The organism is Aeromonas sp. S13(2024) (genome assembly GCF_041402405.1).
Lineage (GTDB): Bacteria > Pseudomonadota > Gammaproteobacteria > Enterobacterales > Aeromonadaceae > Aeromonas > Aeromonas veronii.
On record NZ_JBGLRA010000010.1, the window covers coordinates 1 to 26194 of the forward strand.

The 26194-nt window shown below is 56.5% G+C and carries 24 protein-coding genes; 9 read left to right on the forward strand and 15 right to left on the reverse strand.

Translation table 11 applies throughout. The features are described from left to right. Positions 1 to 440: 440 nt before the first annotated feature. Positions 441 to 1637, forward strand: a complete 1197-nt coding sequence (locus tag ACB042_RS13680) for an NnrS family protein (RefSeq protein WP_371178566.1) — start codon at positions 441 to 443, stop codon at positions 1635 to 1637. A 16-nt stretch (positions 1638 to 1653) separates the two neighbouring features. Here ACB042_RS13680 and ACB042_RS13685 read toward each other — a convergent pair whose 3' ends face one another. Then, positions 1654 to 2223, reverse strand: coding sequence for a helix-turn-helix domain-containing protein (locus ACB042_RS13685; protein WP_368176712.1), 570 nt, complete (start codon positions 2221 to 2223; stop codon positions 1654 to 1656). A gap of 119 nt (positions 2224 to 2342) precedes the next feature. Here ACB042_RS13685 and ACB042_RS13690 point away from each other — a divergent pair, with 119 nt between their 5' ends. Continuing rightward, positions 2343 to 3518, forward strand: coding sequence for a benzoate/H(+) symporter BenE family transporter (locus tag ACB042_RS13690; RefSeq protein ID WP_371178567.1), 1176 nt, complete (start codon positions 2343 to 2345; stop codon positions 3516 to 3518). 122 nt (positions 3519 to 3640) lie between these two features. Next, the gene (locus tag ACB042_RS13695; protein ID WP_371178568.1) at positions 3641 to 4705 is read left to right on the forward strand and encodes a DUF3103 family protein; all 1065 of its coding nucleotides are present in this window, start codon (positions 3641 to 3643) and stop codon (positions 4703 to 4705) included. Between the two features lie 69 nt (positions 4706 to 4774). On the opposite strand, the gene metF is transcribed toward ACB042_RS13695, so the two are convergent. After that, positions 4775 to 5665 carry a methylenetetrahydrofolate reductase gene (gene metF / locus ACB042_RS13700; RefSeq protein ID WP_005340191.1) on the reverse strand — a complete coding sequence of 297 codons (891 nt, stop codon included), beginning with the start codon at positions 5663 to 5665 and terminating at the stop codon, positions 4775 to 4777. Between the two features lie 329 nt (positions 5666 to 5994). Here metF and ACB042_RS13705 point away from each other — a divergent pair, with 329 nt between their 5' ends. Beyond that, on the forward strand, positions 5995 to 6795 hold the full coding sequence (locus tag ACB042_RS13705) for a GNAT family N-acetyltransferase (RefSeq protein WP_371178569.1): 801 nt from the start codon (positions 5995 to 5997) through the stop codon (positions 6793 to 6795). Between the two features lie 72 nt (positions 6796 to 6867). Here the strand turns inward: ACB042_RS13705 and ACB042_RS13710 are convergent, their stop codons facing one another. From ACB042_RS13710 to ACB042_RS13765, 12 genes are all read right to left on the reverse strand, one after another. Continuing rightward, positions 6868 to 8349 carry an ABC transporter substrate-binding protein gene (locus tag ACB042_RS13710; RefSeq protein ID WP_371178570.1) on the reverse strand — a complete coding sequence of 494 codons (1482 nt, stop codon included), beginning with the start codon at positions 8347 to 8349 and terminating at the stop codon, positions 6868 to 6870. Between the two features lie 8 nt (positions 8350 to 8357). Next, positions 8358 to 10337, reverse strand: a complete 1980-nt coding sequence (locus ACB042_RS13715; RefSeq protein ID WP_158110950.1) for a methyl-accepting chemotaxis protein — start codon at positions 10335 to 10337, stop codon at positions 8358 to 8360. A gap of 222 nt (positions 10338 to 10559) precedes the next feature. Further along, positions 10560 to 11156, reverse strand: a complete 597-nt coding sequence (locus ACB042_RS13720; RefSeq protein ID WP_021231644.1) for an OmpW family outer membrane protein — start codon at positions 11154 to 11156, stop codon at positions 10560 to 10562. Positions 11157 to 11614: 458 nt separating this feature from the next. Further along, a complete protein-coding gene (locus ACB042_RS13725; protein ID WP_371178571.1) occupies positions 11615 to 13288 on the reverse strand; it encodes a diguanylate cyclase in 1674 nt (557 codons plus the stop codon). A 121-nt stretch (positions 13289 to 13409) separates the two neighbouring features. Further along, on the reverse strand, positions 13410 to 16238 hold the full coding sequence (gene uvrA, locus ACB042_RS13730; RefSeq protein ID WP_064341415.1) for an excinuclease ABC subunit UvrA: 2829 nt from the start codon (positions 16236 to 16238) through the stop codon (positions 13410 to 13412). An 89-nt stretch (positions 16239 to 16327) separates the two neighbouring features. Further along, positions 16328 to 16606 (reverse strand): hypothetical protein, encoded by a 279-nt coding sequence (locus ACB042_RS13735; RefSeq protein ID WP_338773603.1) that lies wholly within the window; start codon positions 16604 to 16606, stop codon positions 16328 to 16330. A 146-nt stretch (positions 16607 to 16752) separates the two neighbouring features. Beyond that, positions 16753 to 18204, reverse strand: a complete 1452-nt coding sequence (locus tag ACB042_RS13740; protein ID WP_042080926.1) for a curlin — start codon at positions 18202 to 18204, stop codon at positions 16753 to 16755. 34 nt (positions 18205 to 18238) lie between these two features. Continuing rightward, on the reverse strand, positions 18239 to 18760 hold the full coding sequence (locus ACB042_RS13745; protein ID WP_042063497.1) for a curlin: 522 nt from the start codon (positions 18758 to 18760) through the stop codon (positions 18239 to 18241). Positions 18761 to 18948: 188 nt separating this feature from the next. Then, positions 18949 to 19788: a CsgG/HfaB family protein gene (locus ACB042_RS13750; RefSeq protein ID WP_005355003.1), complete on the reverse strand. Its 840-nt coding sequence runs from the start codon at positions 19786 to 19788 to the stop codon at positions 18949 to 18951. Between the two features lie 7 nt (positions 19789 to 19795). Then, positions 19796 to 20197, reverse strand: coding sequence for a curli assembly protein CsgF (locus tag ACB042_RS13755; RefSeq protein ID WP_371178572.1), 402 nt, complete (start codon positions 20195 to 20197; stop codon positions 19796 to 19798). A gap of 11 nt (positions 20198 to 20208) precedes the next feature. Further along, positions 20209 to 20595, reverse strand: a complete 387-nt coding sequence (locus tag ACB042_RS13760; protein ID WP_013723429.1) for a curli production assembly/transport protein CsgE — start codon at positions 20593 to 20595, stop codon at positions 20209 to 20211. A 56-nt stretch (positions 20596 to 20651) separates the two neighbouring features. After that, the gene (locus ACB042_RS13765) at positions 20652 to 21299 is read right to left on the reverse strand and encodes a LuxR C-terminal-related transcriptional regulator (RefSeq protein ID WP_042080923.1); all 648 of its coding nucleotides are present in this window, start codon (positions 21297 to 21299) and stop codon (positions 20652 to 20654) included. Between the two features lie 426 nt (positions 21300 to 21725). Here ACB042_RS13765 and ACB042_RS13770 point away from each other — a divergent pair, with 426 nt between their 5' ends. Continuing rightward, the gene (locus ACB042_RS13770; protein ID WP_252657137.1) at positions 21726 to 22313 is read left to right on the forward strand and encodes a single-stranded DNA-binding protein; all 588 of its coding nucleotides are present in this window, start codon (positions 21726 to 21728) and stop codon (positions 22311 to 22313) included. A 149-nt stretch (positions 22314 to 22462) separates the two neighbouring features. Next, entirely contained in the window at positions 22463 to 23206 is a 744-nt protein-coding gene (locus tag ACB042_RS13775) for an ABC transporter substrate-binding protein (protein WP_270820893.1), read from the forward strand. An 82-nt stretch (positions 23207 to 23288) separates the two neighbouring features. Here the strand turns inward: ACB042_RS13775 and ACB042_RS13780 are convergent, their stop codons facing one another. Then, positions 23289 to 23414 (reverse strand): hypothetical protein, encoded by a 126-nt coding sequence (locus tag ACB042_RS13780; protein WP_019445191.1) that lies wholly within the window; start codon positions 23412 to 23414, stop codon positions 23289 to 23291. A 460-nt stretch (positions 23415 to 23874) separates the two neighbouring features. Between ACB042_RS13780 and ACB042_RS13785 the strand changes: the two genes are divergently transcribed. The 3 genes from ACB042_RS13785 (at position 23875) to cspA (ending at position 26026) form a co-directional block, all read left to right on the forward strand. Further along, positions 23875 to 24777, forward strand: coding sequence for a cation diffusion facilitator family transporter (locus ACB042_RS13785; RefSeq protein ID WP_323918766.1), 903 nt, complete (start codon positions 23875 to 23877; stop codon positions 24775 to 24777). Positions 24778 to 24923: 146 nt separating this feature from the next. Continuing rightward, complete coding sequence (gene yjbD / locus ACB042_RS13790) at positions 24924 to 25208, forward strand: DUF3811 domain-containing protein (protein ID WP_005340165.1); 285 nt, start codon at positions 24924 to 24926, stop codon at positions 25206 to 25208. Positions 25209 to 25813: 605 nt separating this feature from the next. Continuing rightward, positions 25814 to 26026 (forward strand): RNA chaperone/antiterminator CspA, encoded by a 213-nt coding sequence (cspA, locus tag ACB042_RS13795; protein ID WP_005316548.1) that lies wholly within the window; start codon positions 25814 to 25816, stop codon positions 26024 to 26026. Positions 26027 to 26194 lie beyond the last annotated feature (168 nt).

Genomic DNA, 26194 nt, shown 5'->3' on the forward strand with positions numbered 1-26194 from the left:
CTAAGAAATCGTCTTGGTCACTTCACCAGACATTGAAAATCAAAAATTGTTTTTGATGTTCGATGCTGTGAGTGCCCACACAGATTGCTTGATTCAAATTGTTAAAGAGCGTCACGCTTGTCGCGTTGAGGAGGCGCATATTACGCTCCTCACTTCGAAAGTCAAGCGATTGTTTTCGCTTTTCTTTCGGCGCCCACTTCGCTAGGAAGCTGGCTCATCAGTTTGGCGTGTTCCGCCGTGCTGGTAGGGGCGCATTATAGGGAGCCGCGCCGGGATGACAAGGGCTTTTTCATCAAAAAAGTTCGTTCGCTCAGATATCAAGCAAGCACCTCTTTTTTTTGCTCGAAATAGCATCAATTTTGACTATTGCCGGATTTAAATTGAACATTTGAAAAGCCAATTTATAATTGCCATCTCAAATGTTCAATTGGAATACCCTCATGCATCAAATCCTCGATAGCCATAAGGAAGAGCAAATCGTCCCGCTGTTCCGCTTGGGGTTCCGACCCTTCTTCTTGTTCGGGGCTCTGTTTGCTGCCGTCGCCATGTTGCTCTGGCTGGGGCAGATCAACGGTTGGCTAACCTTGCCAGGGATTGCCAACCCGATCTGGTGGCATGGTCATGAAATGCTGTTTGGTTTTGGGGCGGCCATCGTCGCGGGTTTTCTGCTCACCGCGGTGCAGAACTGGACGGCCCATCCCGGTGTTCGGAGCTGGCCATTGGCGCTGGTGGTGGGGTTGTGGATGTTGCCAAGGACCTTGTTACCCTGGCTGGGTGAAGAGAATACGCTCCTGATGGTGGCAGACCTGCTCTGGTTGCCGCTTTGCACCTGGTTCCTTGCCAAGCCTATCTTGATAACCCGGCAATGGCGCAACCTCTTCTTCGTGCCCCTGTTGCTGATACTGACCTTGCTCAATGGTGCCAGCTGGTTATGGCAGGCCGATTGGACCACCGTTGAGCACCTATTGATCACCACTGTGCTGTTGTTTACCACCCTGATCGCCGTGATGGGGGGAAGGGTAATTCCGTTCTTCACCGCCCGAGCAACCGGTCAGGAGAAAGCTGCACCTCTACTCTGGCTGGAACGGACTGCGCTCGCGACACTGTGGCTTATCTTGCTCTGCTGGCTGTTACTCCCCACCCAATGGGTCACCAGCATATATATAGTGCCTCTCTATATAGTGGCGGCGAGTTTGCATCTGTGGCGGCAACTACGTTGGCATCTGCCATCGACCCTTGCGCATCCCCTGCTGTGGTCACTCCATCTCGCCTATCTGTTTATCCCTCTTGGCCTGCTCTCCCTTGCGGCACATAGCGCGGGTCTGCCCATCACGTTGTCGATGGCCAGTCACCTGCTCAGCGCAGGAGGTATGGGCACCATGATCCTGGGCATGATTGCGCGAGTCTCCCTCGGCCATAGCGGTCGGGCCTTGCAAGTGGGACGCAGGATCACTGGCGCATTCGCACTGGTTATCGCCGCCGCCACAATGCGGGTGGTGATTCCCCTGCTCTGGCCTGCTTATACCCTGCATGGCTGGAACCTCAGCGCGCTTGCCTGGATCGCTGCCTATGGTCTGTTTGTCTGGGTCTATACCCCGATACTGATCCGCCCCAGAGCAGATGGTCGTCCGGGTTAATGACTGCGGAACGTGTTCAGGGTGTTGCCACCGGATAGTGGATCAAATTGTGGAAAATAGCCGGGGCTATGCCGAGATTGCGATAACCGTGGGGACGGTCGGCAGCAAAACGCACCGCCTCCCCTTGCTCAAATGAGCGCCACTCCCCTTCCACCAGCACCTCCATCATGCCGCTGATGACGATGACATGCTCGGTCACTCCCGGCTCATGGGGCTCGGATTCACGCTGGTAACCCGGCAACAGGGTCAGCTCAAGCAACTCGAAACCAAACCGGTTTTCATAAGGGAAGAGCGGTGCCACTTGCATGCCCTCTCCCGCTGGCTGCTGGCGAATGGCATCGGCGGTGCGATAGAGCACCTCTGCCTGCACTGCGGGTGTGGGCTCAATGAAACTGGAAAATGAGACTCGAAAACCGGTGGCTATCTTCCACAGCGTCGCCACTGTCGGGCTGGACTCTCCCCGCTCAATCTGCCCCAGCATCGCCTTGCTGACACCCGTTTCGCGCGCAGCGGCATCCAGGCTCCAGCCGCGCTCGCTGCGCAGCCCCTTCAGTCGAGCAGCCAGATGCTGACTCATCTCTTGCATAACTGCCTCTTTATTACTCTTACACGATGCGCCTTGTGCGCTATGGCGCACAGCGATATAGTCAAAGCTGTATTGTACGTAATAACGCACAGCGCGTCACAACGCCAAGAGGAAGAGTCATGCCCTTCGCACTCCCCCATCTGGTCGCAGGCTTTATCGCCGTGATGGTCGGCTACACCAGTTCCGTTATCCTGATCATCCAGGCCGCCACGGCAGCAGGTGCTGATACTGCTCAAGTCGCCTCCTGGCTCTGGACGCTGGGGATCGGCATGGGGGTGAGCTGCATCGGCCTCTCTCTCTATTACCGCATACCCATACTAACCGCCTGGTCCACACCGGGCGCGGCACTGCTGATCACCACGCTGGGCAACTTCACTCTGGCGGAAGCGATCGGCGCCTTTGTGATCTCCTCCCTGCTGATCACTCTGTGTGGCATCAGCGGCTGGTTCGACCGTTTGATGAAACATATCCCGGCTCCACTGGCCGCCTCCATGCTGGCTGGCGTGCTGCTCAAATTCGGGTTGGATCTGTTCAAGGTCGCCCCGCAAGATCCCTTGCTGCTTGGCACCCTGCTGCTGACCTTCCTGCTGGGGCGTCATCTCTGGCCCCGCTATACCATGGTACTGGTACTGGGAGTGGGGATGCTGATCTGCAGCGTGCGGGGGGATTTGCAAATGGGCCCCCTTCACTGGCAACTCGCCAGCCCGGTCTGGACATGGCCAGCCTTCTCCCTTGATGCTCTGTTTGGCATCGCGCTGCCGCTGTTCATTGTCACCATGACATCGCAAAACATGGCGGGAATTGCCATCTTGCGGGCCCACGGCTATCAGCCTTCCACCTCCTCGCTGATCAGCTGGACTGGCCTGACTGGCCTGCTGCTCGCTCCTTTTGGCGGCTATGCCTTCAATCTGGCCGCCATCACTGCCGCCATCTGCATGGGCAAAGAGGTCGACCCGGATACCAGGCGCCGCTGGCCAGCTGCGGTATGGGCGGGTTGCTTTTATCTCCTGACCGGCTGCTTCGGCGCAACCGTCGCAGCCCTGTTTAGCGCCTTTCCGGCAGCCCTTGTCACCTGCGTCGCTGGTTTGGCCCTGTTAGGCAGCATCGGCAGCAGCCTGCACTCGGCCTTGCAAGAGGATGAAGCGCGAGAAGCTGCGCTGCTCACCTTTATCATTACCGCGTCCGGGATCAGCCTGCTCGGCATCGCGGCAGCCTGCTGGGGTCTGCTGATTGGTCTGGCTATCTATCAGTTCCAATTATATCGACAAAGGAATCAATTGAACCTCAAACCGTGAACCTCTGCACACTATCCAGATAAAATGATTCACAAGTGAAACTAATTTCCTTCTAGTGGCGTCAGGGCACCAATCTTCCCGGACATGGTGCCCTGTCAGGTTCCATGCAACGGAGAATAAAAATGAAAAATCAGGCTGTCTTGTTACTACTGGCCATACTGGGTGCTACAAGCGTCCAGGCTGCCGATACGGATCGAGAGCTGGCTCGCCAGCTCGCACTTCAGCAGAAAAACCTGCTGCCCCTGCTGAGCAATCAGCAATACCAGAGCCCGCTTCCCAACCTGCTGCAGAAGGCCAGCCCGCGCCTTAAACGGCAGGCGAGCGATGCCAACCAGGCAGCCATCAGCCGGCAAGGACTGGATGGCGAGGTCAAGCAACTGATGCAGTTGAGGCTGGCCAACACCGATCAGGCCGCAGCACTGCAGCAGGGCGTCGAACCGCTGGTCGCCTATGTTCCAAGTGGGGATGAGAAGAGCTGGAGCGCCATTGAAGCGTTCGACCGCGCTGGCAATCCCGTCTATCTGGATGTGGACAAGGCACCGGCCCGGCCGGTTCTGGTAGTCGAAGCCGATCCCGTCAAAGCCAAAAACGCAGGCTTGAAGGTGATGCGCAAGGCGCTGGCCGATGCGGATCTGCAAAGCGCTCCGCGAGTGGCGGCCAGCACGGCGCCACTCAAGACCAGTATCCTGAAAAAGATCAGACTGAAGGATGATCAGGAGCCTTGGCTGCTCGGCGCAGCCGAAGTGTATGCGGTGGTCGCAGGGGTCAATCCCAGTCGGGATGAGCCAGTAGTCGATATTGTCGACATGCCCTACCTCGACTATGACAACACAGACTACACCCCCAACCAGATCCTGGTTTACTGGGATCGCTATCGCTGGGGTGCCGTCGATGTGGTGATGATGGAGCAGGATGACAACGTCAACTACAAGGAGCTGAGCGCTCTGCTGATTGAAGCCCTCAAACTCGGCTTTACCGCGGGTGGCGTGCCGGAAGCCCTGCCCTTCCTCGATCTCGGCGGTCGCATCGTCAAGGCGCTACCCGACTCCTGGATGACCAACAACGACGACTATCTGGATACCTTCTACACACTGGAAGAGGATCAGGTCTATCGCCAGTATCCGGGGGCTGCCGGTAATGCGGTTATCGATCTTGAGCCAAAAGAGATCGCCCCGACCAGACCTTGATAATCGGCCATAACGAAAAAGCCAATGAGCAACTCATTGGCTTTTTGCTTTTATCGCGGTGACCACCGGTCAACCCTTGGGACGAACCCCCAGAGTATGGCAGATGGCATAGGTCAGCTCGGAGCGGTTCAGGGTATAGAAGTGGAAATCCTTCACTCCTTCCTGACTCAGCACGCGCACCTGATCGATGGCGATGCTCGCCCCCACCAGATTGCGGGTCATCTGATCGTTATCCAGCCCCTCGAAACGCTGATGCATCCAGCGCGGGATCTTCACGTTGGTAAAACCGGCAAACTTGGCCAGGGTCTGATAGTTGGAGACCGGCAGGATCCCCGGCACGATTTCGGCATCGATACCGATGGCCGCGCAGCGATCCCGGAAGCGCAAGTAAGTTTCCACATCGAAGAAAAACTGGGTGATGGCGCGGTTGGCACCGGCATCGATCTTGCGCTTGAGATTGAGAAGGTCGGATTGCGCACTCTTGGCCTCCGGGTGACCTTCCGGATAGGCGGCAACCGAGATATCGAAGTCAGCCTCTGACTTGAGCAGGGCAACCAGATCGGTGGCATACATATCCGGTTTCTCCAGCCCCTGCGGCAAGTCACCGCGCAGAGCCACGATATGACGAATACCGCTGTTCCAGTAGTCGCGGGCGATGGTGCGCAGCTCGTCGCGGCTGGCATCGATACAGGTCAGGTGCGGCGCCGCAATCAGGCCGGTCCGCTCCTTGATGTCCTTGATCACCTTATGGGTGCGATCACGGGTACCGGAGTTGGCACCATAGGTGACGGAGACGAACTTGGGTTCCAGTACCTTCAGCCGTTCGATGGACTGCCAGAGGGTATTCTCCATCCCTTCACTGTTGGGCGGAAAAAACTCGAAACTGACCGATATATCGCCATTCAAATCTGCCAAGCTCTGGTTGAGCGCCTCAACCTGACGTGCACTGTGAAATCCCATCTGCTCTTCTCCCTGTCCTGCAATCCATCTTCTTACGTCAAAACGGATGTTTGGACGTCTAAACGTCTTTATATTTATGAGTAAAACGATACAAAGTCAACAGGGATTTACCTCACATCCGATCTGACGAACGTCATATTTACAAAATTAACGGTACGTAACCGAAAAGTGCCCATCCCAAAATTGCCCCAGTCGAGTTATGATGGGGGCAGATCGTCCTGGACGTTCTGAATCTGCGTGTGATTGTTTGGCCGGAGGTTTCTCCGGCCCCTTTTCATCTATTTCCCACTCCTGCCGATAACAGAATGAGTCTTTGCAGGAGCACCATCATGGATACCCACCCCGGCTTTGCCACCGACTTGCTGTTCGATCGCTATCAGGGCGAGGTTGTTCAGCACGATCAGTTCTGGGCGGTTCGCACGCCGGATGCTCCCGATTACTACTTCGGCAACTACCTGCTACTCCCCACCCCGCCTAGCGACCGTGACAAAGGCTGGCTGGAAGCCACATTTGATCAGCTGATCGGCCAGGATCCTCGAGTGCGCCACCGCACCTTCCAATGGCCACTGGCAGCCGGGCAAAACAGCCGGATCGCCGGTTTTGTCGCAACGGGATACCAATATATGGAGTGTGTGGTGCTGGCGCTGGATGAGCAGAGCTGCCCACCCCCTCACGACGACATGAACAAGGTTGAGGCACGTACCTTCACTACTGCTGATTGGCCTGAGTGGCTCGACTTCGAACTCAATGAACGGGATGAGGGGCACTCGGAACAGAGCTATCTCCCCTATCTGCGATCCCGCCAGGCGCTCTATCAGGCCATGATTGCCGATGGTCTCGGGGACTGGTGGGGGATCTGGAAAGAGGGGCAACTGGTCGCCAGCTGTGGCCTCTTCTTCTGCGGCACACTTGGGCGCTTCCAGTTAGTACGCACGCACCATGCGTGGCGCAACCAGGGATTATGCCGCCAGCTGCTGAGTCAAGTGGCTCGCGCAGGATTGTCCCGCGCCAAACAGCTGATCATAGTGGCTGACGAGCACTACCATGCCCAGCGCATTTACCGCTCTCTGGGGTTTGTCCCGGTTGCTCGCATCGGCAGCCTCTGCCGCTGGCCCCACGAAGCACAATAAAGCGATACCTGCTGGCCGCGAGCCATAAAAAACGGGAGGCTGATGCCTCCCGTTTTTATTGATGCCGATGACCTATTGCTGTGGCTGCTGTGGCGCTTCCAACTCGTTGGAGAGCGCCTGCTCCACCTCATCCGACTGCGCCGGTAATGGTGCAGCGGCCGCTGATGCGGGTTCTGTGGGAGTCACAGTAGGTGACACCACGGCCAATGTTTCACTGGCCGCGGGAGCTGCGGACACCTCAGTCGCTGGCGCTGAAGCCGAAGCAGGGGCAGGGGCAGGGGCAACCGCATCACACTGACAATCCGCGCTCTTGGCCTTGTTGCCCTGATGAGGGGCATACCAGCTCTTCAAGCCACTTTCCAGTCGATCCGCGGCAGCCTTGGGCTCCATCTTGCCGAGCAACACAGCCTGACTCACCTCTGCCAGTTCATCCCCCAACTTGGGCGTACCACGGGAGAGGATCTGGGTCGCCACCCGAATGGTCGAGTCACACTGATCGCGCCACTCCATCATCTCTTTGGCCGCCGGATTGGTGACATCGAAGAAGTGGTTGGAGAGTGAAAAAAATCCCGGCAGCGAGTTGGTATAGAGCTCGGCAAATTGCGGCGTCGTCAGCCACTGCAGGAAAGCCATTGCACCCTCTTTATTCTTGCTGGCCGGATTCATCCCCATACCGATATCGGTGTGGTCGGTAAAGAAACAGCCATCACCCTGTTTGGCCACCGGCGGACGCATGACGCCAAAATCGACCTTGCCGGTGAAGGGGGCAATCTCCCAGGAGCCCGCCACGTAGATGGCGGCCTTGCCCGAAGTGAACAGCTCGTTACTGGTCGCATAATCGCGGCTCTCGCCACCTTCACCGAGGTAGGAACGCCAGCGGGCCAGCTCGTCGAACACCTTCACATATTGGGGGTTATCCAACCGCTCCTGCCCACCAATCAGAGCCAGACGACCATCTTCCCCTTTCCAGTAATTGGGACCAATGTTCTGGAACCCCAGTTCGGAGGCAACCCAACTCTCGGAACCGCTCATGGCCAGCGGCACATAACGCCCGTCGGCCTTGATCTTGTCCAGCACGGCGAAGAACTGATCGCGGGTTTGCGGCAAGGTGACCCCCAATTCACTGAGGATCTTCTTGTTATAGAAGAAGCCATGGATCACCGAGGCCATCGGCACACAGAAGGTCTGGGCACCGGAATCCGTCTGCCAGGGTGACTGGGCAAAACTCGGGAAGTTCTCCATTCCTGCCATTTCGGTCAGCTCGGCCAGATGACCCGCCTTGAACAGGGCGAGCGAGTCATCAAACGGACGACAGGTAATGAGATCCCCCGCCTTACCGCCTTTCAGGCTCTCCCACAGGGTGGGCATGTAGTTGACGTTCTGCACCGGATGAAAACTCACCTTGATACCGGGATGCGCCGCTTCAAAGGCCGGGATGATTTTCTGCTCCCACAACGCCTTATCATCGGTTCGCCAGCTTTCAATCACCAGCTCGCTGGCCATCAACTGGCCACACAACAGGAGACTCAGGGCTCCAATCCACTTTTTAGACATAAGCCCTCCTAGACCTTGAAATGTGCGATCAATTGCTGCTGTTTGGCGACCAAGTCGGCCAGTACTTCACTGCTGCTGGCGGATTCGCGCGCCTCCCGCTCGGTCTCGTATGCCACATCGGCAATACCGGCGATATGACGAGCGACCCCCTGACTGACGGAGATTTGCTCCTGAGCGGCATGGGCCACCTGATCCGCCATCGACTTGATGGCACCCATCCGATCGGCAATGGATTGCAGCGCCACATCCATCTCGCGAGTCTGCTCGACACAGCTCTGGGTCTGCTCCTGGCTACGCCCCATCACTTCAACCACATGCTTGCTGGAGCTTTGCAGGTTCTCAATCATCCCCTGGATCTCTTCGGTCGAAGTCTGGGTGCGATTGGCCAGTGCCCGCACCTCATCGGCCACCACCGCAAAACCGCGACCTGCATCGCCAGCACGGGCCGCTTCGATGGCGGCGTTCAAGGCCAGCAGGTTGGTTTGCTCGGCAATACTGCGGATCACATCGAGAATGCTGCCGATGTTGTTGCTGAATTCCCCAAGCTTATAGGTGATGCCGACCGCCTCCTCCATGGCGCCAGCCAACTGCTCGGTGATCCGGCGAGTGGTGGCCACTTTCTGGCGACCACTACGAGCCTCTTCATCGGCCAGATCCACTTCCCGCTTGGTGCCATCGGTAGAGCGGGCCACCTCGGTGGCGCTCACTTCCAGCTCGGTAATGGCGGCGGCCACCTGATCGGTCTGGCTCTTCTGCTCTTGTACCCGGGACATGGCCCGTTCGCTGATCTCGGCGGCGCGGCTCGCTTCATCCACCAGATGGCGGGAGCCTGCATTGATTTGAGAGAGCAGCTCGCCGGTCTTGCCCGCCAGCGTATCGATAGAGCGGGAAAGGCTGCCAAATTCGCAACTGCTGCGGTAGTTGATGCGGCGGGTCATGTCGCCGGCCGCCATGTAATCGAGCTCCTTATTGATCATCTGCAACGGGCGCTGAATGCTGCGCGCAGTGGTATAACCGATCACCAGCGCCGCAGCGGCCGACATCGCGGCAACCACCAGGATCCAGAAGCTGGCGCTACTGACCGCTGCATCGGCATTGATCCGGCTATCGCTGGCGATGGCTCCGGCAGACTTGCCCATCTCATCGAGCAAATTGAGGCTGTTGACCAGACTGGCATCCAGCTGCTGATTTTGCGTGGCCAGCGACAGCGCCAGTTGCTGAGCCTGACGCATGGTCGCCAACAAGCCCTGAGCGCCGAGCGCCAGCTCCTGCATCCGATCCAGATTGGAGACAAAGCGCGCTTTCACATCATCGGGCACCAGCACCCGCTCCAACCGCTTGCGGGCCATCTCGATGTCCTTGCTCAACACCTTTTCCAGCTCGTTCAGGTCGGTTTTGGCATCGGCACGGCGGATATTCTTCAGATCGCGGGCGATACCCGAGGTAATGAGCTCCGCCTTGTTGCGCATGGAGCGCTTGCTGGCGGTCTGTTGCAGCAGCAAATCCGCCGCCCACTGGTAGGTATCCTCAAGGCGGATAAATTCCATCTCCAGCTTGTGGCGCTGCTCCAGTGCACTGACCCACTGCCGATGCTGGGCTAACACCTGATCCGCCAAGCCATAAAATTGGGTGGTAGCACTCTCGACCTGCTGGAAGCGGGCACGAGCATCCGCTACGTCGGTAAATTTACCCATCTCCTGACTCAGCTGGGCGAAGCGGTTCTGTTGCTCCTTGAACTGATTGGCCAACTGCGGCAACTGGGCAGCATCTTCACTGGTGCGGTAGACCAGCACCCAGCGGTTACTATCCTGCAATGCCCCCTTGAGACCTGCGACAGCCACCACCAGCGGGGTTGCCCGGTCAGATACGGCAGAGAGGCCGTCATTTATACCCTTGATTTTAAAGGTACTGATCACACCAAGCAGGATCAGCAACAGCAGCATCAACACGAATCCGGCGATGATCCGCTGCACGATAGATAAGCCCATGGAGACATCCTCACTCATTGGGGGAAGGTAAAGTGAACATAGTCACTATCGGCAGGGGTGGCGAATAACTGAAATAAAGCGGCAGGTATTTAATTGATTTGTATCGGGTTGGATCACAGTACAGACAAAATCAGCCATATGAAAAAAGCCCGGCACAAGCCGGGCTGAAAGAGACGTACTTTGCTATCTTCCGCGGTCCGTTCAGAACCGCAATCAGAATCATTAGAAGCGGTAGCCAACACCCACCATAAAGGCCATCGGGTCGACCTTGGTATTAATGGTGCCAATCGCTGTATGCACATCGGTATCGATATCCATGATCCAGGCTGAACCGTTGACAAACCAGCGGTCAGTGATCGCCATATCGATACCAACTTGTCCGGCAACACCCCAGGAGTCATCGACTTTGACATCGGTCCCGGCCAATGCACCACGGCCCTCTTCATCAAAGAAGGTGGTGTAGTTCACGCCAATACCGACATACGGGCGAACCTTGCTTTGAGCATCGCCAAAATAGTACTGACCCATCAGAGTCGGCGGCAAATGCTTGATCTTGGCAACTTCAGCGCCACCCAGTTTGACTGAATGAGAGAAGGGGGTTGCAGCCAGCAATTCGACACCCCAGTTATCAGTAATCATGTAAGAGAGAGTCAATCCCAATTGCATGTTGTCATTAATTTCCAGCTCTACAGGCGTGCTGCTTTCCTGCGGCGATACAAATGCCAAACCACCACGAACCAGAATATCACCAGCCTGATGGGCCATGGCGAAAGGAGAGGTCACTGCAGCGGCAATCATCAGAGGAAGTAATTTTTTCATCACGTAATCCCTTTTTTTGTTTTCATTTGATGCTGTAAGCCCGCTGACTATATGCCCTTGTAAATGCAAAGTTATTGACTTGGAGCAAAGGTTGCACAGAAATAAATCGATTGGTGTGGCATCTTTGCGCGCCATCCCAATCTCGTTGAGTCCCCAGACAACAAGCCGAAATACCTGTTTCGACAGGTTGTAACTACCCGCACCCAGCGCCAAAAGGAGCAAATAAACCACACCTTATTGCGCGGCAGAGTGGCTATTAATTGTTGTTAATATGGGCAAATCAGCGTATTTTTTGCGCCATACAAGTTACTGGGAAGTAATGGTTTATTTATGAAAAATGAGTCGAAATGGCAAAAGGTGGGGGCCTTTCTCGCGGCCGTGTGGGGAATCGGATCCTTTCTCTTTATCCTGCTCGGTTTTATTGTCGCCTTGGCCTATCTGGTATTGGTACGGCAGGGTTAATCCGGATTGACAGAGTGCAGCAGGGTGATATGCCCCCCTTCGGCAAGCTGTTCCGGAGTCTGGCCCATGCCCTCCGCAGAGAGGCTACCAGCGTAGCCAAACCACCGATTTCGCCCGCCGACTTTGGCCTGATACAGCGCCATGTCCGCCAGTTTGAAGCTATGACTCCAGAATGAATCCGGGTACTCCGGGTGCAACGGATAGCGGCAGAACCCCAGCGACACCGTCAACCAGAGTGGCGCATCCTCTTTGCCAAAGCGGTGCTGAGCGACACGCTGGCGCAGATATTCGACCCGCAGCGCCAACTCTTGCTCGTCATCCACCTGCAACAGCAACAAGAACTCCTCCCCGCCCAGCCGGATGATAGGCTCGCGCTCTCCTGTCACCACCTTGCGCAGCAGATCCGCCAACTGTTTCAGCACCAGATCCCCGATGTCATGGCCAAGGCGGTCATTGATCCGCTTGAAATGATCCAGATCCAGCAGCAATAACAGACAAGGTTTGGCCCGGTTGGCCTGCAACCAACCATCGAGATAGCGACGATTGAAACAACGGGTCAAGGGGTCGGTGAATGCAGCCATCTCCATCTGGCTGGATTTTTCCAACAAATCATCGTGTTGCTGACTGACCTTGCTGGCCATCTCCTTGAACTTGCCGCTCAGGGTCGCCATCTCGGCGCTGCTGTCGATATAGGGGATCAAGGTGGCATCTGGCCGATCGCCAAAGCGTTGCAGCGCCGACACCAGCTGCTGCAACGGGGTGAGCACAATGCTGTTGAGCCGGTACATGGCGATCATGACGCAGATAAAACTGATAAACAGCATGCCGATAAAGGTCCAGAGCGCCCCCTCCATGACGCCACTCAAGATCTTTCTCTCCTCCTCAATCACCAGAGTCAGCACCGGCTGGTTATCGCTGTTGAGCAGTCGCACCTCTCCCCTGAGCCGGGTCAGCCCAAGGTCGATCAGGCGATACGTTATTTGCGGTTTCAGTGGTTTGAAGGTAGCGGTGACATCCAGATTGGCGTGGGAGATCGCCAGTGGCAGCGCGGTACGCTCCGATACCTGCTCGAGGTAGGCCTTGTCGAGCCAACGTACAACCAGCAAGAAACCGTTGAACGGAGCCGACTCGTCACTGTTTCTGATCGGCTGCCACGAGTACATCAGCGGCCCCCACTGGGAAGCACGGATCCCGTGCAGATTGATGCCCCCTTGCGCCACCGAGCGCGCCCTTAACTGCTTTTTCAGTTCATCAAGGAAGTAGGGAAACTGATCCGGATTGATCCCCGGCGCATCGGGTAGCAGGGTGCGCGTCCAAATTTCGTAGCCGGTGAGATCCATGAAGCTCATCAGGTTGAGACTAAAATCCCGCATCGGCATATCACTGAACAGGTTGGATTCGATGTACCCCCTGCTTTTGTTGTCCATAAAACGATGGCTGTCATCCCAGATGCCCCAATCCCGACTGAATGCGTCCAGAGCTGCCACATCCGCCTGCACCGCCTTGGTCACGCGCAGCAGATGCTCTTTCATTCGCTGTTCTTCAATCCGGCTGGCAGCCGGGATCTGGGCCCACGCCAGCAGGACCAGCAATAGCAGGATCGCCCCCAGCCAGATGGGGAACATGGAGTAAGCCAACTGATGATCAATCGTACGCGGAGCCTGAGCCATAACCCGATATATCCATTACCATGATGCTGAGATGCCAAGCCTGCCCACACTTGACGAGCTTCCCCCTATGCTCCCGATTTTTATAACAAAAAGGGGCCAAAGGCCCCTCGATTATAACGGCTTATCGCGCCAATAGCGGTCGTAAAAAACGAGCTGTATGAGACTCTTTATTGGTGCAAATCTCTTCCGGCGTCCCTGTCACCAGAATGCGGCCACCACCGGCGCCTCCCTCCGGTCCCAAATCGACGATCCAGTCGGCAGTTTTTACCACATCCAGGTTGTGCTCGATGATGACGATGGTATTGCCGCGATCCCGCAGCTGGTGCAGCACCTTGAGCAGTTGCTGGATATCGTGGAAGTGCAACCCGGTGGTCGGCTCGTCCAGAATATAGAGGGTCTGACCGGTATCCCGCTTGGAGAGCTCACGCGCCAGTTTGACCCGCTGCGCCTCGCCGCCCGACAGCGTGGTGGCCGACTGGCCGAGACGGATATAGGAGAGGCCCACGTCCATCAGGGTCTGCAGCTTGCGCGCTACCGCCGGCACCGGATCGAAGAACTCGCGGGCATCTTCCACCGTCATCTCGAGGATCTCGTGGATGTTCTTGCCCTTGTACTTCACCTCCAGGGTCTCGCGGTTGTAGCGCTTGCCCTTGCAGACGTCGCACGGCACGTAGACATCCGGCAGGAAGTGCATCTCCACCTTGATGACCCCATCCCCCTGACACGCTTCGCAGCGGCCCCCCTTCACGTTGAAGGAGAAGCGGCCCGGCTGGTAGCCGCGCGAACGCGCCTCCTGGGTGCCGGAGAGCAGCTCGCGGATCGGAGTGAACAAACCGGTATAGGTGGCCGGGTTGGAGCGCGGGGTTCGACCGATGGGGCTCTGGTCGATATCCACCACCTTGTCCAGATGCTCCAGCCCCTCGACGCTGCGATAGGGTGCCGGGGTGGACTCGGTCGCCTTGTTGAGCTCGCGGTGGGCGATGCGGAACAGGGTGTCGTTGATCAGGGTCGACTTGCCGGAGCCGGAGACGCCGGTAACGCAGGTCATCACTCCGATGGGCAGATCAAGATTGACGTTGCGCAAGTTGTTGCCGCTCGCCCCCTTGAGTTTTAGCCACTTGCCGGTGAGCGGGGTGCGCTCGGCCGGAATGGCGATCTGTTTGCGACCGGAGAGATAGTCACCGGTCAGCGATTCCGGATTGTCGATGATCTGCTGGGGAGTGCCCTGCGCAACAATCTCGCCACCGTGCACGCCAGCCCCCGGGCCGATGTCGAGCACATGGTCGGCGAGGCGGATGGCATCCTCGTCGTGCTCCACCACGATCACCGTGTTGCCCAGATCGCGCAGATGGGTGAGGGTCTTGAGCAACCGCTCGTTGTCGCGCTGATGCAGACCGATGGAGGGCTCGTCCAGTACGTACATCACCCCCACCAGACCGGCACCAATCTGGCTGGCCAGCCGGATCCGCTGCGCTTCACCACCGGAGAGGGTCTCTGCGCTGCGGGACAGGCTCAGATAGTTGAGACCCACATTCACCAGGAAGCCAAGCCGCTCGACGATCTCTTTCAAGATCTTCTCGGCAATCTGGGCGCGCTGGCCGGTGAGGTTCAACCCTTCGAAGAAGGCCAGTGCATCACCGATGGACTGCTCGGCAATGGCCGGCAGGTTGCGGTTGTCGACGAAGACGTGACGCGCCTCTTCCCGCAGTCGGCTGCCACCGCAGCTGGTACAGGATTTGTTGGCGATGTATTTGGAGAGCTCTTCACGCACCGAGTTGGACTCGGTTTCCCGGTAGCGTCGCTCCATGTTGTGCAGGATCCCCTCGAACGGGTGCTTGCGCACCACCACATCGCCGCGATCGTTCATGTAGCGGAACTCGATCTCGGTGCGACCGGAGCCGCGCAGGATCACCTCCTGGGTCTTGACCGGCAGATCCTCCCACGGCGTCTCCAGATCGAACTTGTAGTGCTCGGAGAGGGATTTCAGCATCTGGAAGTAGTAGAAGCTGCGCTTGTCCCAACCACGGATGGCGCCGTTGGCCAGACTGATGGCCGGATCGCCGATCACCTTGGCCGGATCGAAATATTGCTGCACCCCGAGGCCGTCACAAGTCGGGCAGGCACCGGCCGGATTGTTGAAGGAGAAGATGCGCGGCTCCAGCTCCGACATGGAGTAGCCGCACTCCGGGCAGGCAAAGTTGGCGGAGAAGGTCATGGGGGCAACCCCCTCCTCCCCGTCCATTGGCACTACCAGCACGATGCCGCCGGAGAGGGTCAGCGCCGTCTCGAACGACTCGGCCAAACGCAAGGCAAGGTCCTCGCGCACCTTGAAGCGATCCACCACCACCTCGATGGTGTGCTTCTTGTGCAGCTCCAGAGTCGGAGGATCGGAGAGGTCGCACACCTCGCCGTCGATACGGGCACGGATGTAGCCCTGGGCCGCCAGATTCTCCAGCAGCTTGGTGTGCTCCCCCTTGCGATCGCGCACCACCGGGGCCAGCAGCATCAGCTTGCTCCCCTCCGGTTGGGCCAGCACCTGATCCACCATCTGGCTGATGGTCTGGGCGGCGAGCGGAATGGCGTGAGTCGGGCAGCGCGGCTCACCGACCCGGGCAAACAGCAAACGCAGGTAGTCGTAGATTTCGGTGATGGTACCGACGGTCGAGCGCGGGTTATGGGAGGTAGACTTCTGCTCGATGGAAATAGCGGGCGAGAGCCCCTCGATATGGTCGACGTCCGGCTTCTCCATCAGGGAGAGGAACTGGCGGGCATAGGCGGAGAGGGACTCCACATAGCGGCGCTGCCCCTCGGCATAGAGGGTATCGAACGCCAGAGAGGATTTGCCCGAACCGGAGAGGCCGGTGACCACGATCAGCTTGTCGCGGGGCAGGGTCAGATTGATGTTCTTGAGGTTGTGGGTGCGAGCACCCCGGACCACGATCTTTTCCATCTTGTTGCACGCTCGATACGGAAACCTGAGCGGGTCAGTATGGCATAGAGACTACTGGATGAATAGACAGTTGCGGGATGAAATGCGCCTTATCCCGGACAGGCCATCTGCTCCCTTTTCTCCTGCAGCAGCCGCTCACTTTGCCAGATCTGGGCGGTCACCTCGACCCGATAGGGGCAGCGCAGACCCAAGCCGATATTACCCGCCTCCCTGAGTTCCCCCGCCCGCAGCGACAGAGTACGACTCTGCTGTTGCGTGCTGCGCCCGACCGCCCCTTCGCTGCGTACCAGCAACCTGACACTCACCGTCGCGTCGCGCTTGCTGAGCAGCGTTGGTGCAAGTGACAGCCCCTGCTCGTTCTGCGCCATATTGAGGGACAAGCAGATCGACGGATCGGGCTCCCTCTCGTTTTCCCTGGCGCTTGTTGGGGACGCGACGCGATGAACCAGCATCAACCCACAGAGCAGCACCAATAAAAGAGGGGCCCGCAGGCCCCTGAATCCGGAGATGACCATCAGTTGCTACCAGCCCCTTGATAGACATAGGCATGGTTATCGCTGCCCAATACGGTCACATTGGCAGTATTTAAGCTATCGTTTTGCACCACATCAACGGTGTTGCGCCCCCCACCAACCCCAGCATTGACGTAGACATTAGCCTCGTGCTCAGCGCCGTTCTGGGTCACGGTGAGTTTGTTCTTGCTACCCAAGTAGGACTCAACCTTGGCATTGTTCAGCTCACCATCCTGGCTCACTTTGACCACAGACTCAGAGTGAGACGCATCGGCATAGGCCCAGTTGTCAGTGCCTTTCTGAGCAACGACCAGCTCGTTGTCCGAGCCCCAGGTCCAGGCTCCTTTACCCTCCACGCCACGCGCGGCGGCAACCTGGTTGCCAGTGCCGTTCTGGTCAATATCGACCTTGTTGCGACTACCCTCCTCTTGCACTGCATTGGCATAGTTGTCATTGCCTACCTGATCAATGGTGACCACACCATCGGTACTGCTGGCTAACTGGTTGACCACAGCCTTGTTGTCATCACCGGTCTGGTTGATCAAGGCATCATTGCCAGTACCTTGCTGGTCGGTCTCAATCCGGTTGCGATTACCATCCTGTGTCAGGTCAGCAAGCTCCCCGGTTCCAGACTGTTTGGCCAGCAGGTGGTTGCCCTCCCCGGCATCAGATCCTTTTTGCAGGGTCACCACCTTACCGCCGGTTCCACTTTGCTCAACAGTCGCTACGTTGGCACTATCGTATTGAGTGACATCTGCATTGTTCAAAGAACCACTCTGAGTCACCACTGCAGATGTTCCTTCCGCCGGTGCATAGTCATAGTTACCGGTTGCCTGCAGCACCTTGGTGATATTGCTCTCTCCACGTTGTACCACTTCGGCGTTGGCTCCATCAGCCGCTGTCTGGGTCACGTCAGCCTGGTGAGCCCCACCTTCTAGCTGCTGTACACTCGCCCGAGCGAAATCGGATATCTGGTTGTCAATGACAGCCCGATTATCATCCGAGATTTGAGTGATCCTGGAGTCAGCTAAGTCACCATTATCTTGCTTGATCTTGGCGTCGTTGCGATCCCCATCCTGCACAACCCCGGCAACCGCACCGCCATTCTCAAATTGCTGAATCACATCAGCAAAGTTGTCGTTCCCCTTTGTATCGATGGAGGCTTTGGAGAGGTTAGTGTCACCTTGTTGCAAGATGTAACCCTCGTTACTGTCACCTACCTGCCGAGTATCGGCATCTGACTGGCCGGTATTCTTTTGCGTGGTAACAGCTGTGTTGTTGTTACCAGCTTGATCGATGCTCGCCTTGTTATCGACGCTTCCCACTACCTGGTTAATGGTGGCGTTATTGCCGCTCAGGGCCTGGTTCACCGTAGCCTGGTTACCAGTAGATGCCGCCCAAGCGGTGCTGGTCGCCAGAAGAACTGCCGAGGCAATGATGGTACGTTTAAACATGATTTCCCTCTCGTGCTAATGGTTGAGCCTAGGCTCAGTTGGTTTGAACGACATTTACTTGCTGATTGGCTCCCGTCTGAATAACGGTTGCCGCCAATCCGTTACCGTTTTGCTCGATGCTGGCCTGATTGCCATCACCCAGCTGGATCGCCCGGGCCTGATTGTCTGCCCCTTGCTGACTAATCCAGGCTTCATTGCCGCTGCCTTGTTGCAGCAGCCAAATCCGGTTATTGATGCCCGCCTGATAGAGCTCGGCGCTATTGCCCTCGCCCAGTTGCGCACCATTGACCCAGTTCTCATCTCCCACCTGGGAGAGCGACAACTCATTGGCCCAACCCTGTTGCAGCAGACGCGCCTGATTCAGCTCCCCTTGCTGGGTGAGGTGCAGTTGCTGCTCGCTACCGAGTTGCCACAACAGCGCCTGATTCCCATCGTTCTGCAGACCGGAATCCAGCTCGCTTGCCATCGCCAGCTCGTCGAAGACGGCAGGCTCTGCGGCGAGTTGCGGGGCGCCCGATATCAGCAGAAAAAAGAGAGCACTCAACAGGTGTTTCATCGCGCCATCGCCTTGTTGGAAAACGCCCACAGTATCCCTGTCAGACCAGAGGCGGCCTATCAGGCACTCCGCTGATTCGAGGATGAAAAGCGCCGCCCTGTCGCTGAGCAGAAAGTCTTAATTCGTATTCGATGGAGGCCAAAAAAATGCCCTCCACCAGGGAGGGCATTGCACGAGCGGGAAAAAAATCAAAGTAGCGGGGCATTGTCTTGCAGGTACTCCTGCAGGATCGGATTGTCGATATCCCGCTGGTCGGCCAGTTGCCACAGATTGTCCCGCACACCATTGGCGATCAACCGGATCACCCCGGACTCGATAGCCGACATAACACACATCTGTACCGGTTCATTGGTGCTGAAACCGGCCTCGGCCTCCAGCAGGCGCTTGTACTCGACGAAGCGGAATACCCCGGCCTGCACCTGTTGCGACAGTACTGTCTTGGAGGTGGTGACACTGTTGAGGATCCGGCCTGAACGGATATCGACGGCGCGCAGATTGACCGTCACCTGATCGACCCGGTACTCCCCGCTGGCGCCGATGCCAAAATACTTGGCCCCCGCCCCGCCGGTTCGCACATTGCTGTCATAGGCGACTATCCCCCCCTCGATCAGGATGTTGGCGGCAACCAGAGAGGGCAGTTGATTGGCATTGTTGCCGGGAACGTTGGGCTTGTTCTGGGCCGCCCGCACAATCTTGCGCTCGGTCAGCAGGTTCTGCAGCCCTTCCCGCTCCAGCGGCACAAACCATTGGGAATCCCACAAGGCCGTGCTCAGCATGGCCACCCCACCCTGGGTGACCGCCGTGGAGAAGTTGGACGCCGGTGCAGGCAGGTACTGACCGGTCTGATCGCGAAAATCGTAGACGGCCGCGACAATTTTCCCTTTTGGCTTGGGCAGACTGATCAGCTCCTTGTAAGAGACGGATCGCGGCATCAGGGTTGCCTTCTCATCGGCAACGGGTGAGCCGATATGGGTCGCACAGCCAGCCAGCGCAAGCAGGGGCACTATCAATAACAGTTGTCGTTTCATCGCGCCCTCAGTCGGCAATCAGGCCATTCACTTCGATCATGGTGGTCTGGTTGGTCACCCGGTCGGTGATCGAAACCACCAGGGTGCCATCTTCATCCACCACATTGATGGCAAAATCATCGGTCACCAGACTGCCGCTCTGGCTGCCATCCTTGCCGATATCGGCCAACAGCTGGCTGATCAGGCGGGATTGCAGGTTGGAGGTCAGGCGATCCAGCGCCGAGGTGCCGCTGCTACCGCTGCTACTGGCGGGATCCTTGTAATCATTCTGCGCATTGGCGGTGCCAAGCAGATGACTGCTGTTGAGAGGGTTACCCCCAAAGCTGGGGTTGACGGGGCGATAGACAAGCTCCGACGCATGGAGCGCTGGCGCTATCAGTGTTGCAACTAGCCATAACCGGGCACGCATGAGAAATATCCTTATAGTTCATCATGTTCCAAATCGAAGGTATCCATGAACAGGGTCGCGATCTTCTGCTGTTCGAGGGTCTGCCTGACCTGTGACCAAGCCAGTTTGGCGCTCTGCTCCTGCTGATTGCGGCCGGGAGAGAGCGCGGTTTTAAAAATCACCTTCCGGTTATGGGTGATCCAGATCAGGCTGCCCCAGCGGGCTGTCGGGCGCTCATGAATCGTCAGATTTTCTCTGGCATCCGGGTCTTCATCGCTGCGCAACCGGGTAAATTCGTTATAAAAGCCCTGACCGAAGCGGGTAAAAGTGCGGTCCAGCACCAGACCATCCACATCCAGCCGGTCACTCTCCTGCTCCGGCTGTACCGACTCCAGCGGTGTATCAGCCTCGGCCGCCACAACGCTCGTGCAGCCCCAAAGCAGCGCGAGGCAACACGTAAGAGAGAGCGCTTTCATCAGTGGGAGTCCGGAGCATCGAGATACTCTTTGGCCCAGCTCACCGCCTGGATCCGGTTCTTCACATTCAGCTTTTTAAAGACGTTATAGAGGTGGGATTTGACGGTGTGCTCGCTGACAAACAGGCTGTCGGCGATCTCGACATTGGAGGCGCCCGTCATCAGATAACGGATGATCTCCTGCTCTCTGGCGGTCAGCAGGGTGTCGTTACGCAGCAGATAACTGTTGCCCTGGCGATAGTATTCGACCAGCTCGCACAGCAGGTGGCGCGGCATCCAGTACTCGCCCAACAGGATTTTCTGCAACCCGGCAACCAGTCTGTCGAGCGGATCCTGACGGAAAAACAGACCGCAGATCTGCGGCCACATCAGCAGCAGGTCGCGATCCGTCGCAGTGGGAGCATTGAGCAGCACAGTGGTCGCCATGCCAAAGCGTTCGGAGATCGCCCGGTTCCAGCCCAGTGACTGGCCAGAGCGGATATAGTCGAGATCGATGAGAAACAGCGTGCCGTCACACTGGTTATCTAGCTGATTAATCTCGTGGATTAGCTGGACGGGACGGCTCAAATGAGAGATGAGGTATGCAGCAAATGTGCTGGCCTGCACATTATTTTCAGTGACCAGTGCGATCGGGCATGCGGCTTTCATTGTGTGCTCTTCCTTGAACCTGTAAACCACCTAATCTGGCCGACTGAGTCTACCAAGGAGGTATGGGAGCACAATATTAAAAAAGTATGAGAATGGATCTCATAAATATCGTAACCATATGTTTTTAGTCGATTTAAAAACCGATTCCAATTCGCCAATCGGCCAGCATAACAGGAATATATGGCAGAAATGTGATGCCGGACGCGCCGGAAACAGCAGCAACCCGACCATCACTACAGCAGGAGCCAACAGTTACCTTTGGCACATCAAGCCGGTTAAGGATGCTGCCAATCCGCTTCGCAACTGTTACTATGACCGTCACATGCGTCTGCGGGACATTGCGCCCCGCACACAGCAACTAATCAGGTATCTAGTCGTGTTGGACCAGGTTTCGACCTGGCCGGTAAATAAGGTGGAAGAGAGATTATGGCCAGTCGAGGCATCAATAAAGTCATTCTGATCGGTAACCTCGGGCAAGACCCGGAAGTACGCTACATGCCGAGTGGCGGTGCTGTGACCAACATTACTCTGGCTACCTCCGAAACCTGGCGCGACAAGCAGACCGGTGAGCAGAAAGAGCGTACCGAATGGCACCGCGTCGTCTTCATGGGCAAGCTGGCCGAAGTGGCTGGCGAGTACCTGAAGAAGGGCTCCCAGGTCTATGTGGAAGGCAAACTGCAGACCCGCAAATGGCAGGATCAGAGCGGCCAGGAGCGCTACACCACTGAAGTGCTGGTCGACAGCTTCACTGGCGTGATGCAGATGCTGGGTGGTCGTCCGCAAGGCGGTCAGAGCATGGGCCAGAACATGGGTGGCCAATCCCAGGGTAACTGGGGTCAGCCGCAGCAGAGCATGCCTGCCCAGCAGCCGATGAATCAGCAGCGCCCGGCACCGGCTCCGCAGCAGAATATGCAGCCGCAAGGCGGTTATGGCCGTCCTGCCCAGCAGCCGCAATCTGCGCCGCCGGTATATAACGAGCCGCCGATGGATTTCGACGACGATATCCCGTTCTAAGAACAGAATATTGAAAAGGCCCTGATAACTCAGGGTCTTTTTTTATGCACTCAGGCTGAACCTCTCAACCCGAAAGGGATATAACGCTTTTTGGTTGCCTCCCCTACAGTGATGGATATTCTCCACAGGAGCGCTTTGTGAAAAGTGCAATGAAACTGCTCACCCCTTTATTGCTAATGCTGACCAGCATGCTCTCCGGCCAGTTGCTGGCAACGCCACTCAAGGTCGGGGTCAGCTTTGCCATCCCCCCTTATGTCATCGAAAGTAATCAGCGTGGCATTGAGCTGGATCTGCTGAAAGAGGCGTTCGCTGGCAGCGGCTATGAACCCAGCTTTGAATTTCTGCCGCTGGAGCGCACCTTCCGCCTGTTCGAATCAGGAAAGCTGGATGCCATCATCAACGTCAGACCCGGTATGGTTGATCCTCACGTTCTGACCCAGCCCGTTATCACCTTTCATAACCGGATCTTCACCCTGCGCAGCACCCATATCAGTACTCTGGACGACCTGCATTCAAAACGGGTTACCGCCTTTCAACGGGCAAGGATCATTCTGGGGGGCGCGTTCGCCACCATGGCCAACCAGAATCCCCACTATGAGGAGGTAGCCAAGCAGCAGGTGCAGGTTCATCAGCTGATGCGCGGCAGGGTAGATGCAGTCGTACTGGAGGAGCGGGTGTTCTACTACTACCTTGACCAGCTGATTGCCACCGCCCAGGCAGGCGAGCACTACGAGCGCAATCAGGTCAGGCAAGCAGACCTCTTCCCGCCCACCGTCTATCACTTTGCCTTCCGAACGGCCGATGCCCGCAATCTGTTTGATAAGCGCCTTGAGGCGATGCGTCAGGATGGTCGTTATCACCAGATTTTCGCGGCTTACGGCGCCACGCCGTGAGCCACAAACATACACAAACATAAAAGCCAGCCGGTAAGGGCTGGCTTTGTACTGGCTCCGAAGGAACAGCAGTAGGGGAGCGTTACTTCATTGCGCTGCCGTTTTTCAGTTCTGCTTTCTGACGTTTGGCTTCGCGTTTCTCTTTCAGTGACATCTGCGGTTTTTTCTTGGCATCTTTGCCGTTGTGATGTTCTTTGTTACTCATCATCAAACTCCAAAAATGTTACCCAGACAGTTGGTTCCTCATGGGAGCCAGCATGCCATCCGAATCATCAACTTCAGTACGCTTGGTGGGATGGTGCAAGACCATCACCCGACTCAGCATACCCTCCAGCGGCATCAGGATCCAGCCTCATTCTCGTCCAAAAAATGCCGGTCTCCGCCCCCTGAGCGCGGAGGCCAAACGACCTCGACAGGAAAGACCAAAAAAGAGTAATTCGCATTATTAAATGTTGTCACACTTATATTAAGCCATCGTTACCTAGATATTTTCACGGATAAATATAAATCCCTCTCATTATTTATTGCCGCGCAAGAGGTCACCATTTTAATAAGCATTCGCAATATCATCGGAAACATCAGGTTACAACACCGAATAGGTTATTTCCGGTCAGCCGGATATAATGCGCGCCGCACCGAAATATCCGTTTTTATTCAGGAAGCTGTACATGAACAGAAAAACCAGAGCCGCCATGGTGTCGGTCTGCTCCAATATCAGTCTGATCATCATGAAAATGGTGGCCGGGTTCGCCAGCGGCTCGGTCAGTATCATCTCGGAGGCGATCCACTCCGCCATGGATCTGGTGGCGGCCCTGATCGCCCTGTTCGCGGTGAAAAAATCCGATCTCCCGCCGGATGAACGCCACCCCTATGGTCACGACAAGATTGAAAATGTCTCCGGCGTCATCGAAGCACTGCTTATCTTGCTGGCCGCGGGCTGGATCATCTTCGAAGCCGTCGACAAGCTGATCACCCCTAGCCCGATTGAAAGCATTGGCTGGGGCGTGCTGGTGATGGTGATCTCGGCGCTGGTCAACAGCGGCGTCTCTGCCTACCTCTACAAGGTGGCCCGAGAGGAGGAGTCGGTCGCGCTGGCTGCCGATGCGCTTCATCTCAAGGCGGACGTGCTCACCTCCGCCGGGGTCGCCGTCGGCCTTGGCGGGATCTGGCTGGCCGGTCTGTTCGGCTATTCCCTCGCCATCCTCGACCCGCTGGTCGCCATTGCGGTCGCCATCTTTATTGTCAGAGAGGCCATCAGCATGCTCAACGAGGCCTTCCAGCCACTGATCGACCAGAGCATGAGCCCGGAAGAGCTGGCGATGACCAGCCGCATCATCACCGAATGCTGCCCTGCCGCCAGCGGTTTCCACGATCTGCGCAGCCGTCGTGCCGGACGCCGCCGCCATATCGACTTCCACCTCACCCTGCCCCCGGAGATGAGCATCGGTGAAGCCCACGATATCTGTGATCGCATCGAACACGCCATCATGGAACAACTGCCCCACGCCATCGTGCTGATCCACGTCGAGCCGGAGGAACAAGAGCTGCCCTCGCCGCTCGCCATAAACTGAAATGTGGCAAACAGGCGGGAAAGTGGCAGCGAAATAACGGAAAGTTGGCACAAACCCGCATTTTTAAGGCCGGAAAGCCGATTGCATAAGAAGTGATCGGCACAACTGTGTTAGGGTGTCTAACCACCCTGCCGCAGGAGCGCGCCGTGAAAAAGCTGGAAATGAAAGATCTGACCGAGGCCGAAAAAGCCGAGATAGCCTTGTTATTGCAAAAGGCACAAGCCAATGCAGACCACCAGCTGACCAACGGAGAGCGGAACAAGATCCGTGAAGAGGGTCGCCTGAAAATTGTGGCCGACCGCGCCGAAGCGGCCAAGGCAGCCTCCAAGCTGGCTCGCGAGAAAGCTAAAGAGCGTGCCAAGAATCAGGTACTGCCGGAAACCTTCAGCTGGATTGATTCGGTCAGCAACAAGTTTCGCAGCAAGCGCTGATCCCTTCTTGCAAAACGCCCGCTGGCACTTGGTGCCAGCGGGCGTCTGCATGTCTGGGCGATGCACAATGCTCCCGATTTGGCGCAGCCATTGATTTGCTGCTCAGGAGACTCTAATCGCAGCACTCGCAGCAACAGAGGTAATTCACATTGCGCGTTAGAGAGAACGCCAACTGACAATCCCCGTCTATCGCCACCTTTTCATTTTTTCTCATATTTTTTGCCAGAACTGGCTACATAGTCAGGACAAAAAAGCCGAATCTGGTTTGCTACAGGGTGATATGAGTCCTCGTTGATTTTTCTATGCCGTTGAAATACATCATTTTTACTATAAAAAATGATATTTTTGGCTGTTACAAAACATTAATATCGAGATAAAGTTTGCTTTAAAAATGAGAGCGTGTTTTAATCTTTCTCGATGGTTCGGCAGTTCAGACCTGATTATGTTAGGCAGTCATTTTAGTAAAGCAGTGATTAGCATAAGCGTTATCCTCGGATAATTCTTATCAAATAATTCTCCTTCTTTAGTGCTCCCCATACGTATTGCTGACGAAAAATCAAAAATTGCCATTTAGGTGGCATTCAACACTATTTAAGGAAATTATTATGTCTAACAAAATGACTGGTACCGTTAAGTTCTTCAACGCTGAGAAAGGTTTTGGTTTCATCTCCCCGGCTGACGGCAGCAAAGACGTGTTCGTACACTTCTCCGCTATCCAGTCCACCAGCTTCAAAACCCTGGACGAAGGTCAGCGCGTTGAGTTCACCATCGAGCAAGGCCAGAAAGGCCCGGCTGCTGCCAACGTAGTTGGTCTGTAATTCAAGCCGGAGCATGCTGCTGATGGCTCATGCCAACTGCTGACAGCTCTGCAAGAATTTAAAAAAACCCGCTTAGGCGGGTTTTTTGTTTTTCCCCGCTTTTTCCTCACAGATCACCCCTCCCCCGACCGCTTGATCCCTCCCTTACACGCTCTCACCGCTTGAGTC

Excerpts from the sequence above, each read along its gene's own strand:
- metF (WP_005340191.1), bottom strand. The coding sequence starts at position 5,665 with ATGGGATTTCACAGTGCACGTCAGGTTGAGGCGCTCAACCAGAGCTTG.
- ACB042_RS13745 (WP_042063497.1), bottom strand. The coding sequence starts at position 18,760 with ATGAAACACCTGTTGAGTGCTCTCTTTTTTCTGCTGATATCGGGCGCC.
- ACB042_RS13695 (WP_371178568.1), top strand. The coding sequence starts at position 3,641 with ATGAAAAATCAGGCTGTCTTGTTACTACTGGCCATACTGGGTGCTACA.
- ACB042_RS13780 (WP_019445191.1), bottom strand. The coding sequence starts at position 23,414 with ATGATGAGTAACAAAGAACATCACAACGGCAAAGATGCCAAGAAAAAA.
- ACB042_RS13775 (WP_270820893.1), top strand. The coding sequence starts at position 22,463 with ATGAAACTGCTCACCCCTTTATTGCTAATGCTGACCAGCATGCTCTCC.
- ACB042_RS13705 (WP_371178569.1), top strand. The coding sequence starts at position 5,995 with ATGGATACCCACCCCGGCTTTGCCACCGACTTGCTGTTCGATCGCTAT.
- uvrA (WP_064341415.1), bottom strand. The coding sequence starts at position 16,238 with ATGGAAAAGATCGTGGTCCGGGGTGCTCGCACCCACAACCTCAAGAAC.
- ACB042_RS13770 (WP_252657137.1), top strand. The coding sequence starts at position 21,726 with ATGGCCAGTCGAGGCATCAATAAAGTCATTCTGATCGGTAACCTCGGG.
- ACB042_RS13685 (WP_368176712.1), bottom strand. The coding sequence starts at position 2,223 with ATGCAAGAGATGAGTCAGCATCTGGCTGCTCGACTGAAGGGGCTGCGC.
- ACB042_RS13750 (WP_005355003.1), bottom strand. The coding sequence starts at position 19,788 with ATGAAACGACAACTGTTATTGATAGTGCCCCTGCTTGCGCTGGCTGGC.
- ACB042_RS13725 (WP_371178571.1), bottom strand. The coding sequence starts at position 13,288 with ATGGCTCAGGCTCCGCGTACGATTGATCATCAGTTGGCTTACTCCATG.
- cspA (WP_005316548.1), top strand. The coding sequence starts at position 25,814 with ATGTCTAACAAAATGACTGGTACCGTTAAGTTCTTCAACGCTGAGAAA.
- ACB042_RS13785 (WP_323918766.1), top strand. The coding sequence starts at position 23,875 with ATGAACAGAAAAACCAGAGCCGCCATGGTGTCGGTCTGCTCCAATATC.
- ACB042_RS13680 (WP_371178566.1), top strand. The coding sequence starts at position 441 with ATGCATCAAATCCTCGATAGCCATAAGGAAGAGCAAATCGTCCCGCTG.
- ACB042_RS13715 (WP_158110950.1), bottom strand. The coding sequence starts at position 10,337 with ATGGGCTTATCTATCGTGCAGCGGATCATCGCCGGATTCGTGTTGATG.
- ACB042_RS13740 (WP_042080926.1), bottom strand. The coding sequence starts at position 18,204 with ATGTTTAAACGTACCATCATTGCCTCGGCAGTTCTTCTGGCGACCAGC.
- ACB042_RS13735 (WP_338773603.1), bottom strand. The coding sequence starts at position 16,606 with ATGGCGCAGAACGAGCAGGGGCTGTCACTTGCACCAACGCTGCTCAGC.
- ACB042_RS13765 (WP_042080923.1), bottom strand. The coding sequence starts at position 21,299 with ATGAAAGCCGCATGCCCGATCGCACTGGTCACTGAAAATAATGTGCAG.
- ACB042_RS13710 (WP_371178570.1), bottom strand. The coding sequence starts at position 8,349 with ATGTCTAAAAAGTGGATTGGAGCCCTGAGTCTCCTGTTGTGTGGCCAG.
- ACB042_RS13755 (WP_371178572.1), bottom strand. The coding sequence starts at position 20,197 with ATGCGTGCCCGGTTATGGCTAGTTGCAACACTGATAGCGCCAGCGCTC.
- ACB042_RS13690 (WP_371178567.1), top strand. The coding sequence starts at position 2,343 with ATGCCCTTCGCACTCCCCCATCTGGTCGCAGGCTTTATCGCCGTGATG.
- ACB042_RS13720 (WP_021231644.1), bottom strand. The coding sequence starts at position 11,156 with ATGAAAAAATTACTTCCTCTGATGATTGCCGCTGCAGTGACCTCTCCT.